Origin of the sequence: Mesoplasma syrphidae, assembly GCF_002843565.1 — a bacterium.
GTDB classification, from domain to species: Bacteria; Bacillota_I; Bacilli_A; order Mycoplasmatales; family Mycoplasmataceae; genus Tullyiplasma; species Tullyiplasma syrphidae.
Genome location: NZ_CP025257.1, coordinates 625,712 through 641,882, shown reverse-complemented (window position 1 = coordinate 641,882; position 16,171 = coordinate 625,712). Strand labels below are relative to the sequence as shown.

Here is a 16,171-nt window from a genome sequence, read left to right as displayed (position 1 = left end):
ATTTTTTTAGAAACCATAAATATGTATCTTTGGAAAGGAAACACAATTACTATGATTAAAAATAAAGAGACAATAAGCGATTACTCAATCAAAAAGAAAGCAAAGCAAAAAGCATTTGACATTAACTCAGTTGAATTAAATTTAGATGATGAATTAATGTATGGAAAACCATCAAGATTTCGAGCATTAAAATATCAGTATGAAGATTTTAATGCTAATCTTTACAAATTCTTTAGAGCTCATCCTTTAATAGGATATTCATTTAAAAGAATTGTTTATGGATTCTTAACACTATTAGCAGCAATTATCATTTTATTCTTACTTGTTAATGCTGTGACTGATGTTGATCAATACATGCCAGAAAATTGAGATAAGCTGGGTTTAATTCATGGTAGTGATCGTTATAACAAATTTTTAGAAGATCGTATGAAGCTATTTGGAGTTTATGGAAGTGTAACTGAAAGATTATTTTTATATCTTAAAAATATAACACCGTTTATTCCCAAAACTATTGTTACAGGAGAAACAATTTACTTTAGTTCTAGCCCATTAACAGGTGATGGTGGAATGACTACAGCTTTATTGAGTAATGCGCTTAAAGTTGGTGGCGATGGAATCTGAAATAGTATTGTTGAAACTAAGACAGTATGAGTTTATTTAGGAGTGGTCTCTTCAAAATCAATTGGAACTCCAGGTTCTACAGAAATTTTAGAACTGTTTAATAAAGCAATTCCATATTCATTTGCATTTGGATCAGTGTCAGTTATTATTTCTTACTTAATTGGTGTTCCACTGGGAATTCAAGCAGCTAAACGTAAAGGAAAACCATCAGATAACATTATCAACGGGGCTAACATCTTATTAGTAGCAGCACCAGCAGTTGTAATTATTATTGGTGTTTACTTGCTAAGTATTTCAGTATTTGGTCATTCTGCAATGTTTAACTCTGGATCATTTTGAACTAAGTTTTGGCCAGTTGTTGCTTTAGTATTGTTAATGACACCATCAACAGTCATTTTAACTAGACGTTATGTAATTGATGAAATGACAGCCGATTATACAAAATTTGCTTATGCTAAAGGAATGGGTGAATCTAAAGTTTACTACATTCATATTTTTAGAAATGCTGGAATTAGAATTATTCGTCAATTTCCATTAGATTTGGCAGTTACATTATTTGGAGCATCAATCTTGACTGAACAACAATGAGGAATTCCAGGAATGAGTCCGTTTATTGTTAAAGCTGTTTCAGGAACTAAAGATTCATTTGTGATTTTAGGATTTATATCTTTTGCAGCTTTTGTCCGTATTTTTGCATCATTAGTATCAGACTTAACAATGGTTTGAATGGACCCTCGTGTAAGTTTAGGAAATAAAAAATAGAAAAGGAGAGTTTATTTATGGAAATCAATAAAGAAAAGTTTGTTAGAGAAAATCATGTTAACTTTGACGAAATAGACTCATCGCTATTTACTATTGTTGGTGCTCAAAGTTCAGAAAGTGAGCATTTGGCATCAAAGCCTTATAGCTATTGAAAGTCTGTTGGAAAACTACTATTTAAATCTCCAACTTTCTTAATTGCAATTGCAATTTTGATAACTTTTATTATTTTGGCAATTGTGGTTCCTTGAGGATTGGAAGCAACGCCATTGGAAAAACCAAATCTGGCTGATCCTTCAAATCCAATTATTGGATCAAGTCGTCCTCATGCTCCAACTTGAGGTTACTGATTTGGTTTGGGAGTTGAGGGAGAAGATCTTTGAGTTAAAATGTGAGCAGGAATGCGAACAACTTTATTATTTGCTTTCATTTTGGCTTCAATTCAATTAGCGGTAGGGATCTTTATTGGATCAATTTGAGGATATTTCAAAAAAACTGATATCTTTTTTGTACAGTTGACAAATATTTTAACTTTGGTTCCTCAACTAATTTTATTATTATTCATTATTTTCATTATTAAGCCGGGGTATTGACCTGTTATATTAGGGGTATCAATTCAAGCTTGAATTGCGATTGCAACAACAGTTAGAGTTCAAATTATGCTAGTTAAAAATACCGATTATAATACTGCTTCAATTTCTTTAGGAAGTAGTTCTGGAAGAATTATCCAAAAAAATATTATGCCAAAAATTTTACCAGTGATTATTCAATCTGGAACGTTTGCAATTCCCAATGCAATTTCAATTGATGCGTCATTAACATTTTTGGGATTTGGATTTATTGAAGGTAGAAAACAAACTTCATTAGGACAAATTTTAAATGAAGTTATGGCAGGAACTTTATGACAAAATTATCCACATTTAATTATCATTCCGCTAATTTTAACAACAACAGTATCAATTATTTTCTTCGTTGTTGCTAAAGTATTTGCCGACTCATTAGACCCTAAAAACCATAGATAAATCATTAAGAAAAGGAGAAATATTATGGAAAATAACAGAAAGATACTTTCGTTAAAAGATATAGTTGTAAAATTTAGAGTTCGATCAAAAATGCTGACATCAATCCGTAATATTTCTTTTGATATTTATGATGGAGAAACAGTCGCAATTGTTGGAGAATCAGGATCAGGAAAATCAGTGTTAACTAAAACATTAACAAACATGTTAGAGTCAAATGGTTATATTGCTAATGGTTCAATTATGTATTATCCAAATGAAGATTCAAAAAATGATCCAAAAACAGCTTTCAAAGATGAAATCAACCTAATCAAATTTCATAAGGGAGCATTAACTTCTGAAGCACGTAAAAGTATCAAAAGTTACAATAATTTGCGTATTAAAGAAGCTAAAACTAAAATTGGAATTTTAACTAAACAAATCGAAATGAATATTGATGCTATTAATTCACAAATTGAAATTGATAATCTAACAAGAGAAATTGAAAATGCCTATCAAGAAATGGCGTCATTTAATCGTCTTTCACGTCGCACACGTAAAAAAATGCGTCCAATTATGAAAGAAATTGCAACTCCAGAAGGTGTAAACTTTCTAGAAAAAACTATGATTGAAAATGCTCTTGATTATTTAAAAAATGAAGAATACTTGACTGAATTTGAAATATTGTTACAAGAAATTCTTCATAAGGTAAATGACAAAATTGCAATTGACTCTCAAGAGGTTAATTTGCTATTGGAAATTTGAACATTCCAAAATCAGTCAGCATTGAAAAATAAAACTCAAGCTAACAAAAACTTGAAAAAGTTGCGTGGGGGAACTATTGCAACAATTTTTCAAGACCCAATGACTTCGCTAAATCCTTTATTAAGTGTGGGATATCAAATTACTGAAGTTTTGAGAGCTCACCAAAAAATGAGTTTTATTGAAGCTAAACAAGAAGCTATTGAGTTGATGAAAAAAGTGGGAATTCCAAATGCTGAAAAGCGTTTCAAAGATATTCCTGGTAAATACTCAGGGGGAATGCGTCAACGTATTGTAATTGCAGTTGCCTTAGCATGTAAACCCAAAATTTTGATTTGTGATGAGCCAACTACAGCTTTAGATGTAACCATTCAGGCACAAATTTTGGATTTAATTAAACAGTTAAAAAAGGAATACAATTTGACAGTTATTTTTATTACTCATGATTTGGGAGTTGTTGCAAATATCGCTGATCGTGTGGCAGTTGTTTATGCTGGTCAAATTATTGAATATGGAACAACAAATGATATTTTCTTTGATGCTAGACATCCATATACATGAGCATTATTATCTTCATTACCACAATTAGGAAATAAGGGTGAAGACCTGTATTCAATTTCAGGAACTCCACCATCATTATTTAATGAAATAAAGGGAGACCCATTTGCCCCTCGTAATGATTTTGCGATGGCAATTGATTATGAACTTGAACCACCAATGTTTGAGGTTAGTCCATCTCATGGAGCTAAGACATGATTATTAGATCCACGTTCTCCAAAAATTGAAAAGCCAAAACAGCTAAGTCGTTTACGTGAAGCTGTTAGTGAAGCAAAGGTAGGTGAATAAGTTATGAAAAATAAAAAACAACAAGCAATCGTTGAAGTTCGTGACTTATTGATTGAATTTGGAACAGGGCGTCGTAAAGTTAAAGCTGTAAAAGGAGTTAGTTTTGACGTTTATAAAGGTGAAACTTTTGGTCTAGTGGGTGAATCTGGTTCTGGGAAGACTACTGTAGGACGTGCGATTATGGGAATTCAACCTGTATCGGATGGAACAATTTATTTTAACAGTCGAGTAGCCTATGGAACTCCACCAGATTTAAATAAACTAAATTTAGCAATTGAACGTAATATTAAAATTATGAAAATAAATCAAAATACAACAACAAATCGCTTAAATGATTATGTTGAAGAATTTAAACGTGTTTACCATAAATATGTTGAATCAAAATACTATGATTTTAAAACTAAAGAAGTTAGAGAATACTCAGATGGAATTAATCGAATCATTCCAGAAGGAACAAATTTAAAAACAACAAAAATTGTTTCAACAAAAAGAGATGCTAATTTAAATTATGTTGCAGAATCAGTTAAAGACAATTTGAAAAGATTGTTAAAAATTATTCGTATTCAGGAAAAAACTATGCAATTTGTTGATGCTATTTCAGAATATACAAATGTTGATGTTAAGTTGGAAAAAGCAGTTGTTAAATATCAACGTGAAACTCACGAATTAATTTTAGGTGTTAAAGATTTGGAAAATAAAATTTATCAGACTTTAGAAAAAATGAAGGCTATTCGTAGATCAGTTATTGAAGGTAAATATACATCTGTAACTAAATTCTTTAATGACCTAGGAAAAGAATTGGAAGTTATTGTTCAACATCATAAGGCAATTTCTGCTTTGGTAGACGTTGCTAAAAAAACTCATTACTTTAATTTGGACTTATCATCAACTGGCAAATCAAGAAAGCAACATATTAAAACAATTGAACGTCGTATTATTTCTAATACAGTTAAAAATAACACTCTATTAGTTAAAGAACTAACAGAAATGCAGGAGCTATTAAAATTACCGCATATTCAAAAAGAAATTAATAAAGCAGATAATTTCAAATTGCCAAATGCTCGTGATAAACATAATCTTAAAAAAGCAATGCAAATGATTTTCCAAGATCCAGCGTCATCTTTAAATGATCGTATGGCTGTTGAAGAAATTATTGCTGAAGGTTTGGATAATTTTCCAGAGTTATATAAAAATGAACAAGCAGCTGAAGCTTATGTTGAATGATTTAATCAAGATAAACCAGTTGAAGAACATATTACTATTAAAAATGTAAAATATTCACAAGTTAAAAAGTTTTTAATTCTAAATTTATTAACAACTGTAGGAATGCTTCCAGAACATCTATCACGTTACCCACATGAATTTTCAGGGGGTCAACGTCAACGAATTGGAATCGCTCGTGCATTAGTTATGAAACCAAGTTTTATTGTAGCCGATGAACCAATTTCAGCTTTGGACGTATCAATTCGAGCTCAAGTTATGAACTTACTGGCTAAATTCCAAAAAGAGTTTGAGTTAACTTATGTTTTTATTGCTCATGACTTAAGTGTTGTAAGATTTGTTGCTAATAGAATCGCTGTTATTTACCGTGGTGATATTGTTGAATTGGCTGATGCTGATGAGTTGTTCTATAATCCATTACATCCATACACAAAGTCATTGCTAAGTGCAGTTCCATTACCCGATCCTGAGCAAGAAAAAAACAAGATACATTATAAATATGAGCCAGAACTTGAACATGCTGACTATATAACTGATTTCCCTAAATGAGTTGAAGTTGCTAACGGGCATTTTGTTTATGCAAATGAACGTGAACTAAAAAAATATAAAACTGAGTATGCTAAATTTAAAAAAACGCAAAGTAAAAAATAATTAAAAAAGTATTAAAAGAAGGAGATTTATTATGAAAAAATTATTAGTTAGTTTAATGGCTATTACGATTGTTTCATCAGCTTCTACAGCTGTTGTTTCTTGTGGGCCAATTACGAATGCTAAATTGTTGGCTAGAAGTGTTAACACAGAAGTTTTTAGAGGAACTTTTAAATTCCCAATGACTTCTTGATCAACTGGATCAACAATGCAAAACGAAGATGCCATCATTTTATCTCAACTTCAAGATACTTTAATTACTCCAAATGCGTATGACCAATTTGAGGGAAGTTTAGCTCAGTGATGAGGCCATGATGAGAAATCTGTTGAATGATATTTTAACGTTCGTGACGAAGCACAATGAACAGGATTAAAAGATAATAATACTTATGAACAAAAGGGACAAATTGGCGGAAAAGGTTTTTACGATGCTTTTAGATTTGTTCTTAATCCAAGAAATCAGTCAGAAACAACTGGTTCTTGAGCAACAATTATTGCTGAAGGAAATGAAATTGTTGAATTCATTGATAAATTGATCAAAGATTATCCAGAAAATTTTGACAATAATAAACCTAAAGGAGAAGAAACTGCTCCTCAAACAAATGTTCGTGTATCCAAAGCAATTGATTCAGCAATTATGTATTATAATGTTGCTTATGGTAATTGATTAGACGAAGGCAATAATCGTGAAAATGAATGAGCTGGTGAAGAAAAAGCTAGTTTTGATTGAAAAACAACATTTAGTGATTCATCAGGAAAAATTAGTCAACCAATTGTGAACAAGATAATTACTAACTCCCAATTAAATGACAAGGATTACCAAGAGTATGTCATTGAATCTATGATAAAAGGGGGAATCATTAAAGCGTCTCCCGTTATTGACGGTAAAACAGAAAAAACTAAAATTAACGTCGAAGGCTCTGAAGAGGCTGAAGGTTACAACCTGACAATACGCTTACAAAAACCAGCTCCATATTTTGAATCAATAGCAGGATTTTTATCATTAGCTCCTATGCCACCAACATCTGTTAACTATGGTCATAAAAATTCAAGCTATACTTACGGTGAATCATACAAAAATATTTGATCATCTGGGGGATATGTTGTTGATGAATATGGACCAAGTACTGTAATTAGTTTAAAAGCTAATCCATATTACTTTAATAAAGATAAAGCATATATTAAAAAACAAATTTATTCATTTGTCGGAAATGTTGATGTTTCTAAGCCAAGATTGTTTTTTGAAGCAGGAGATGTTAGTGAAGTTGCAATTTCACCAACTGATTTTTCAGGATGAACTAAATATGTTGGTGATGATTTTAATAATCCCGTTTTTGAGGGAGCTCATGATATTAAAAAGCCTAATACAAACTCATTTTTCTTACTATACAACTACAACTATGAAACTGGAAATAGTACAATTGCAGATTCTTCATTAGCCTTGTCTCAAAATTCAGTTAGAGCATATTTGGCTTATTTAATGGAGAGAACTCAACTAGCTAAGTATTATTCTGACGCAATGGATACAAAGGATAATAATGTAGATCAAAGCGGAAACCAAATTTCTAAATTATTAAAGAACATTTACACTGGTTCAGGATTTGCAACTTATAAAAATGAAAATAACGAGACAGTTGACTATACTGATCGCGTGGCCGACCTTTATGTTGACAAAATGAAAGAATCAGCTAATAATGTTCAGCCCGGTATTAGTGAAGATGAAGAAAAATTTAATTTGACTTATAATTTTAGCAAAAATGTAACTGATAGTTATGACGCTTTTAGAAGAAATGACTTGCTAGCCTTAAATGCAATTGAAAAAGCCGATGATGATAAAACCATTGCTCCAAAGTTTAAAGAAATTTTAGTGAAACAGAGCGAAGAGATTCAAGCCGCAGGATCAGTTGAGGCAGCAGTTTCTCAGGGTGCATATACTAAATATGAAGCTACTAAAATTGCTATTTTCCAAGAACAAGTTCGTAAAGATATTAAAAAAGTAACAGGAAATGAAAAGGTTACTTTTAAAATATTAACCAATGGGAATACTAGTTCTACTACAAATAAAGCTATATTAAATATGACAGGTTCATTTAATGCAGTTGCAGGTAATCCAATTGATATTCAAGAAATTAAGTCAACAGATTCAGCTAACTATATAACTTTAAGAACTAAAGGAGCTTATGACTTTATGGTTGGTGGATGAACACCTGATTATAATGATCCCTACAACTTTTTACATACATTAATCTATGGTGGAGAGTATGGAAGTTATCAAAGGTTTTCAAAATATTTTAAATTATCAAATACAAAGCAAAAAGAAGTTAGTTTGGAGCCAACTGAATATTTAACAAAATCTGGTAAGTCTGAATATTTTGAAGAATTAAAAGCAGCATTAGAAACATATACAAATGATGTTCAAGCAGCCGATTTAATTGGTGAATATAAACCACGTTATGATCAATTTGCGCAAGCAGAGTATAATGTGATCTTTAATTCAAATATGATTTTGCCGTTGTATGTCCCAACAGGACCAACAACAATGTACTTATCATATACCAATCCGTTTACTAGAGCAGCCTTTCCTTCTGGAAGTAGTCAATACCGTTTATTTGGTGCAAAAATGACTAAGTCTTTAATGAACAAGGAAGTTTATAAAAAGGAAAAAGAATTATTCGAAGCAAAGGATCCAAAATATGCATCAGCATTGTGAGAATATTCAAAAAATTCTGGAAAATTAGTTAAAAAAGCTTAAGTATATATAAATTAAAAGGCTTTGCCTTTTTTTTATTTTAAGAATTTTAGTATAATTTATTAATAGGCAATAAAAGGAGGCAAAAATGGCAAATAGCAGTTTAAAGCGCAATGATAAAGTAATCGCCCATCATACATTTAACGATGAACGTACAGTTGCATTTAGTGCAATTAAAAAAAAGTATAAGCAAGATTCAATTGCCTGAGTAGTTTCAGGATTAATACTGTTTGTTTTTACTTTATTTTCGTTGGGAAGAATTACTATCATCGGGCAATTTTTTGATGATGTTTTCTTTAATTTCCTTTTTGGATGATTTAAGTATCCCGTTTATTTGCTATTAATGTTAATTGATATTTGCATTTATGCTGGAATTCGCTTTAAATTTAAAAAGCGCTTTTTAGCAATGATTTTGGCAACCGTAATGTTATGCTGTTGGCTAATTTCTTTAATTCTAACAACTAATTTAGCTTACAATCCAATTGAAGATTATCACTTTGACAAAATTTGACAGAGAAATTCATTTTTGGCTGTTTTTGATACTTATTTTACGGAATGAAAAAGTCATTCGATTTTTGAAGCTGGTTTTTATAGTGAAACTTTGGATTGATTTATTAATCCAAAAGGATATTTTAATTTATATTCTGGAGGAGGGATTGCAGGAACTTTACTAACAGGAACTTTCATGTATTTATCAATTCCAGTGTCATATATTTTAATTAGTGTTTTCTTATTTTTAGATATATCATGAATTTTGACTGGTGATCCTATTTATTTACTAAAAAAACCCCAATATCGTAAAGGGAAAGGATTGCGTATTTTGTCACTAAAATCCTTAAACAATCCCAACAAAACTGGAGTTCGCCTTCGAAATTTGGAAGTTACTAAAATCGATGAAGGGACTATAAGTAAGGAAAAACCTGTGCTTATTCATAATGGTTGAAACTCATTAAATGTTTTTGACAAGAATTCTGATATTGAAGCATCAATTATTGAATCTGATTTGACTATTCAATTGCCTTCTTATCATAAACAATCTAAACCTGATTTATTTTTAGAAGAAATTGAAATTGATGATAATTTTGAAAAGTATGATGAAGATCCAACAATTGCTAACTTGACTGAATTGGATAGTATTTTTGAAGATGACGATTTAGGCATGCAAGGTTCATATGCCAAAAATATAATAAGCAACGATTCTAAGAAAGAAATTAACAAACCAAAACTGGAAACCAAATATTTAAGTGATGATGACGAAATTTTAGCTAAGCTAAAAGAGCGACGTTTAGCACGAGAAGCTGCAACTCCAATTGTTGTTGATTCATTTTTAACTAAGACTTATGAAAAAGACCGACTAGTTGCTGAACCAAAACCAGAAGTAATAGTGGATGAACCAAAACAAATAAATAACGAATTGGATGCTATTATTGATTTAGAGTCTACAAAAATAGCAGCTCAAGAGTCAGTAAATGATTTTTTAAGTGATACAGAGTTTTTTGATTCCCTATATACTGAATCAACTTCAACTAAAAATGTTGAAAAGATAACTTCAAGTAAATCTAGTTCCAATTCGATTGAAAAAATAATTGAAGACGTAATTAAAGTTGAAGAGCCCAAAATTGCTAAGGTCATTGAATTACCTGAAATTGAAGATGATAATCTGGAAGCAACAACAATTGAAGAACCAATACTTAATCGTAATTATAAATTGCCATCAAGTGATATTCTTCAGCAAATAGAGCATGACTATGCAAAAGAACGTGCCAATAAAGAAATTGCAGCATTGAAAACTTTAGCAATTAACGAAACTTTTGACCAATTTGGAGTTAAAGCGAAAGTTATTAATACAATTATTGGACCTTCAGTGACAAAGTTTGAAGTTCAACCAGAGCATGGAACTAAGGTTAACAGTATTACCGCTTTGGAGAATGATTTGAAACTTGCTCTGGCGAGCCAAAACATCCGTTTGGAAGCACCAATTCAAGGAAAAAACTTAGTGGGAATTGAGATAGCTAATCAGACATCTGAAATGGTTTCAATGAAAGAAATTATTGAATCAATTCCAAAGGAAAAAGCAAATTCCAAATTGCTATTTGTTTTAGGAAAAAATGTTTTGGGAGAACCCCTAACTGCTGAATTAAATAAAATGCCACATTTACTTGTAGCTGGATCAACTGGTTCTGGAAAATCAGTTATGATTAATACCTTAATTTGTTCAATTTTGTTAAGAGCTAAGCCAAATGAAGTCAAGTTTTTAATGATTGATCCTAAAAAAGTGGAATTATCTGTTTATACAAAAATTCCTCATATGCTAGCGCCCGTTATTTCTGATATGAAACAAGCAGCTAATGCTTTGAAAATGATTGTTTTGGAAATGGAACGTCGTTATGAATTATTCATGGATGAGGGTGTTAGAAATATTGAAGGTTACAATAGTCGAGTAACTGGACGTAGAAAATTGCCATTTTTGGTTGTAATTATTGATGAACTTGCAGATTTAATGATGACAGGTAGTCGCAAAGATGTTGAAGAATCAATTATGAGAATTACGCAAATGGCACGTGCTGCTGGAATTCATTTAATAGTGGCAACACAACGTCCGTCCGTAGATGTTATTACTGGAACTATTAAAACAAATATTCCTACAAGAATTGCTTTTGCAGTAACAACTGGAACTGATTCACGAACAATTTTAGATTCGATTGGAGCTGAAAAATTATTAGGTCGTGGAGATATGTTATTCATGCCACCAGGTTCATCTGAGTTAATTCGCGCTCAGGGAGCGTATATGTCAGATGAAGAAATTGATGATATTGTTGCTCACGCAATTAAAGAACAAACTGTTAGTTATGAAAACTCATTTGATAAACAAAACTTGGCTTCGGGCAGTGCTGCCACAGGCAACGGCGAAGCTGATGATATGTTTGAAGAAGTTAAGGCCTTTGTAATTGAGCAACGTAAAGCATCAACATCGTTAATTCAGAGAAAGTTTAATTTGGGATATAATCGAGCTGCCAATATTATTGATGATTTAGAAGCAAACGGAATTATTGGACCACAAAATGGTTCAAAACCTCGGGAAGTATTAGTTGAAAAATAAAAAAAGATGTTGTCATCTTTTTTGTTTTTTTTAAATGGAATAAAATCTTTAAAAGGGGAAATAAAATGAATTTAGAAGCAAAAATTAAAAATCTCCCTGACAAACCAGGCTGCTATATATACTACAACAAGGAAAATCAAGTTATTTATGTTGGTAAAGCAAAGCGATTAAAACGCAGAGTTGCTTCATATTTTAATCGAGCACATAATATAAAAACGACTCGACTAGTTCGAGAAATTACTAACCTTGATTACTTTGTAGTTAATAATGAAAAAGAGGCTTTGGTTTTAGAAGAAAATTTAATTAAAAAATATCGACCACGATTTAATGTTTTATTAAACGATGATAAAAGTTATCCATATATTATTATTACTAATGAATCTGATCCACAATATAAGTATATTCGTAAGTATGATAAAAAAGCATTGCGAAGCTACGGACCATTACCTCAAGGTTCAAACGCTCGAGAAATTTTGATTACACTAAAACGCTTGTTTCCATTACGTCGCTGTAAAGGAAACCTAAATAAACCGTGTTTATATTATCATATAAATCAGTGTTCAGGAGCTTGTTTCAAAGTTGTTGATTATAGTTATTATCAGCACCAAATTAGAAAAGTAGATAAATTTTTTAAAGGTGATGTGAAAGAAGTTGAAAATAGTCTAAAGCAAAAGATGCAAGCTGCTGCTGACAATTTGCAATTTGAAGAAGCTCAAAGAATTAAAGAACAACTTAATAGTTTGAATTTTATTACAACTAAACAAACTGTTGAACTAAGAGATGATAAAAATCGTGATGTGATTACTTACTTAATTGATGATGATAAAATTGTTTTTGTTACATTATTCTATCGTCTTGGAAAACTACTGTTTAAAGATGAACACATTCAAGACTATTATGAACAAGATACAAGTGAATTATTATCAAACTATATTAATCAAATTTATGATCGAAATATGCTGCCTAACCAAATTATCATTCCACAGGAAATGGATTTTGAAAATCTAAGAGAAAATATTAAAAGCATTAGTACTCATCCTTTAGCAAATATTGAAAAGACATTATTGGAATTGGCTGAAAATAATGCTAAAGAGACAATGATTAAAACAAAACTTAATTCGCAATCATTTGCAAATAATGAAGTGCTGCTTCTTGAAGAACTTCAAAGTATTTTAGGACTTGAAAAATATCCTTATCATATTGAAATGTTTGACATATCAAACATTGGAAATGAATTTGTAACTGGAAGTTGTGTTGTTTACAAAGATGGCAAGCCTTCACGCAATGATTTTAGAAAGTATAATATTGAAATCGAACAACCTTCAGACTATGAGCGTTTAAAAAATATGATTTACCGTCGTTATCAAAAAGCACTAGTTGAAAAACGAGATTTTCCTGACTTAATTATTATGGATGGTGGAATAATTCAAGTTCATGCCGCCAAAGAACAGATAGAACTACTAAACTTGAAAATTCCAGTAATTGGCTTAGTTAAAGATAACTATCATAAAACTGAATATTTGCTTGATACTGATGAAAATAAAATAGTTATTAAATCAAATGTAAAGTTATATAATTTTTTGGCATCAATTCAACTTCGAGTTGATGAATATGCCAAATCAGGATTTAGAAAAAAACAAAATACATCTTTTTTAAGAAGTGAGTTTGAATCTATTCCAGGAATGGGTAAAAAACGCCTTCAGGAGCTATTCAAAGGCTTTAACACGATTTCAGATATGAAAGCTGCAACATCTGAAGAATTGAATAAAGTTCTCAAAAATAAAAAGCTAACTAGCCAGCTTATGGATTATCTACAAAATAGGGAATTATAGTATAGAATATAAGAGCAACTTATTATATAATTGATATGTTAAAAATATCATGTGAGGGAGATTAAAATGGCAAAAGAAATTATCTTAACCAAAGAAGGTTTACAAGAAAAACGCAATGAGTTGAAACACTTAATTGAAGTTGTAAGACCAGAAGTTATTGAAGAATTGGTAGAGGCACGTAATCAAGGAGATTTATCAGAAAACGCTGATTATGATGCTGCCCGTAATAGACAAGCAGAAGTTGAAGCAAAAATTAAAGAAATTGAAGCAATGATTAGCCAAGCAAAAGTTATTGATGCGAATAATGGAGCTAAAGGTGAAGTTAAAATTGGTTCAACTGTAACTTATGTTTCAACTATTGCAAACGAAGAAAAAACAATAACAATAGTGGGAGCTATTGAAGCTGACCCATTTGAAAATTTAATTTCAAACGAATCTCCAATTGCTAAAGCAATGTTAGGTCAAAAAGAAGGAACAACTGTAGAAATTAAAGAAGTTTCTAAACCATATAAAATTACAATTAAAAAAGTTAAATAATTATTACCCATTTTTGTATGGGTTTTTATTTATAAAGAAAGGGAGCATTATGAAAGTACAACAAACTTTTAAAAATAATTGACCAACTATTTATCTCGTTGGTACACCGATTGGTAATCTAAATGATATGAGTAATAGAGCAATTAAAATTTTAAATGAAGTTGATATTATCGCTTGTGAAGATACTCGCAATACTCAAGTTTTACTTAAAAAATTTAACATTAAAAAGAAGCTAATTTCTTTGCATATGCACAATGAAACGGAACGGATTAAAGAAATTAATCAAGCCTTAAGTGATGGTAAAAATATTGCTATTGTTTCTGATGCAGGAGCCCCAGTTATTTCTGATCCTGGAGCAGCATTTATCAATGGAATCAATCAGACAAATACTCAATTCAATGTTACAGCTGTTAACGTAGGCCCAGCATATATTCATGCAATTGTGGCTGCCGGATTCACTAATAAGCAAAATTATTTCCATGGGTTTATTGAGCATAAAACCGAGCAAACTAAAAAAGAGGAATTAATTTCAATTATCAATAAATATAATAATGAAGCAATTGTCAGTTTTTATGAATCTGTGCATAGAATTAAATCAACAGTTGCCCTGTTAGTAGAAATTTTAGACAAAGAACAAAAAATTTTAGTTGCCAGAGAACTAACAAAAATAAATGAAGAGTTTATTTTTGGTTCTACATTGGAAGTTGCCAAGTTTGTTGCTTCAGAAAGTTTCATTGAAAAGGGTGAATTTGTAATCGTAGTTGATCAGTTTAGTAATTGCAAAACTGACTTAACAGATCAAGAATTGGCTGATGAAGTTGCAAGCTATTTGGCAAAGGGTTTTAAACTTAAGCAGGCAAGTGAAGTAGTTGCAAATTTGTACAATAAGAAAAAAAATGAGGTTTATAAAATTTATTTAGACTTTTACAAATAATTGCTAATACTTTAGGGGTGAAACAATGAAAAAAATGTCAGCAGCAGTAATGAAACAAACTGAAGGAGGCGCTGTTAGTGGGGCTTTTTTAGCAGGATTGGGAAAGCTTATTACAGCTTCGACATTAGTGGTTAGTGAAATTGTGGGAACTTTAGTAGGAATTAATGTTATAAATAATCATCCAAATAAGGGAAGTTTTAAAGTAGGTTCAGTTAGTGGTTCTTGAGATGACACAACAAAACTTAAAAACTTGGACAGCATATTTTTAAGCGATGATTATCAAGCCAACAACGAAGTAGAAACTTTTCAGCAAAATTCACTAGCAACAGAAAACTCTGAGCTTTATGACTTTACTTAATTAAACTCAAAACTTTTGAGCTTTTGTATTGAAATAGATTAACAATTTATAGTATTATATATATGTTGAAAAATAAAGTTTCAACCGCTCTTAAAAGCATGTCTTCAAGAAGATATATTTCTCACATGCAAAGGCGAGTCTAGACTGGAGGAATTATATATGTTCGCAATCATTAAAACTGGTGGTAAACAAATTAAGGTAGAATCAGGACAAGAAATCTATATCGAGTTAATTGGCGGAGAAGCTAATGATAAAGTTGTCTTTGACGAAGTCTTAATGGTAGATGGTAAATTTGGAACTCCTTTTGTTGAAGGAGCAACAGTTACTGGTACAATTGTAAAACACGGAAAAGGTAAAAAAATTCGTGTAGTTAGATATCACCCAAAGAAAAATGTTAATAAAGTGTATGGTCATAGACAACCTTTTACAAAAGTTGTTATTGATAACATTTCAGTAGGAACTGCAGAATCAAAAGCAGCTAAGTAACATTTATGGTTAAAATTAATTTAAAAGTTATAAACAACAAAATTGAAAAAATTCAAATCTCTGGTCATGCAAATGCTGGAAACTACGGCAGTGATTTAGTTTGTGCCGCAATTACAGGAATTGTTAGTGGAGCTATGAATGCTTTTGATATAAATCACAAAACAGATGTTGAAATGCAAGTTTTGGAGAATGAAATTATTATTAAAGTGATTAACTTGAATAATGTAGAGCTTCAAACAATGTTAAAAATGTTGCAAATACAATTAGACACGATTGCTATTCAATATCCAAAAAATGTAGAATTGAAGGAGGTACGTTAA

12 protein-coding genes and 1 other annotated feature are annotated in these 16,171 nt (G+C 30.9%); all 12 genes read left to right on the top strand.

The window, feature by feature from the left end; translation table 4 throughout:
* The first annotated feature begins 51 nt into the window (after positions 1-51).
* The 12 genes from oppB (at position 52) to CXP39_RS02690 (ending at position 16,171) form a co-directional block, all read left to right on the top strand.
* A complete protein-coding gene (gene oppB / locus CXP39_RS02745; RefSeq protein WP_051591838.1) occupies positions 52-1,383 on the top strand; it encodes an oligopeptide ABC transporter permease OppB in 1,332 nt (443 codons plus the stop codon).
* A gap of 17 nt (positions 1,384-1,400) precedes the next feature.
* On the top strand, positions 1,401-2,402 hold the full coding sequence (oppC, locus tag CXP39_RS02740) for an oligopeptide ABC transporter permease OppC (protein ID WP_051591839.1): 1,002 nt from the start codon (positions 1,401-1,403) through the stop codon (positions 2,400-2,402).
* A gap of 24 nt (positions 2,403-2,426) precedes the next feature.
* On the top strand, positions 2,427-3,986 hold the full coding sequence (locus CXP39_RS02735; RefSeq protein WP_027047950.1) for an ABC transporter ATP-binding protein: 1,560 nt from the start codon (positions 2,427-2,429) through the stop codon (positions 3,984-3,986).
* Between the two features lie 3 nt (positions 3,987-3,989).
* Positions 3,990-5,858, top strand: a complete 1,869-nt coding sequence (locus CXP39_RS04085; protein ID WP_027047951.1) for an ATP-binding cassette domain-containing protein — start codon at positions 3,990-3,992, stop codon at positions 5,856-5,858.
* Positions 5,859-5,889: 31 nt separating this feature from the next.
* The gene (gene oppA / locus CXP39_RS02725) at positions 5,890-8,607 is read left to right on the top strand and encodes an oligopeptide ABC transporter substrate-binding protein OppA (RefSeq protein WP_027047952.1); all 2,718 of its coding nucleotides are present in this window, start codon (positions 5,890-5,892) and stop codon (positions 8,605-8,607) included.
* Positions 8,608-8,692: 85 nt separating this feature from the next.
* Complete coding sequence (locus CXP39_RS02720) at positions 8,693-11,704, top strand: DNA translocase FtsK (RefSeq protein WP_051591840.1); 3,012 nt, start codon at positions 8,693-8,695, stop codon at positions 11,702-11,704.
* Between the two features lie 65 nt (positions 11,705-11,769).
* Positions 11,770-13,536: an excinuclease ABC subunit UvrC gene (gene uvrC / locus CXP39_RS02715; RefSeq protein WP_027047954.1), complete on the top strand. Its 1,767-nt coding sequence runs from the start codon at positions 11,770-11,772 to the stop codon at positions 13,534-13,536.
* A 66-nt stretch (positions 13,537-13,602) separates the two neighbouring features.
* Positions 13,603-14,073 (top strand): transcription elongation factor GreA, encoded by a 471-nt coding sequence (gene greA / locus CXP39_RS02710; RefSeq protein WP_027047955.1) that lies wholly within the window; start codon positions 13,603-13,605, stop codon positions 14,071-14,073.
* Positions 14,074-14,122: 49 nt separating this feature from the next.
* The gene (gene rsmI / locus CXP39_RS02705; RefSeq protein WP_027047956.1) at positions 14,123-15,007 is read left to right on the top strand and encodes a 16S rRNA (cytidine(1402)-2'-O)-methyltransferase; all 885 of its coding nucleotides are present in this window, start codon (positions 14,123-14,125) and stop codon (positions 15,005-15,007) included.
* Between the two features lie 25 nt (positions 15,008-15,032).
* Positions 15,033-15,365 (top strand): hypothetical protein, encoded by a 333-nt coding sequence (locus CXP39_RS02700; protein ID WP_027047957.1) that lies wholly within the window; start codon positions 15,033-15,035, stop codon positions 15,363-15,365.
* 72 nt (positions 15,366-15,437) lie between these two features.
* Positions 15,438-15,516 (top strand) — a sequence feature (ribosomal protein L21 leader region).
* A gap of 8 nt (positions 15,517-15,524) precedes the next feature.
* A complete protein-coding gene (gene rplU / locus CXP39_RS02695) occupies positions 15,525-15,851 on the top strand; it encodes a 50S ribosomal protein L21 (RefSeq protein WP_027047958.1) in 327 nt (108 codons plus the stop codon).
* A gap of 5 nt (positions 15,852-15,856) precedes the next feature.
* Positions 15,857-16,171 (top strand): ribosomal-processing cysteine protease Prp, encoded by a 315-nt coding sequence (locus tag CXP39_RS02690; protein ID WP_027047959.1) that lies wholly within the window; start codon positions 15,857-15,859, stop codon positions 16,169-16,171.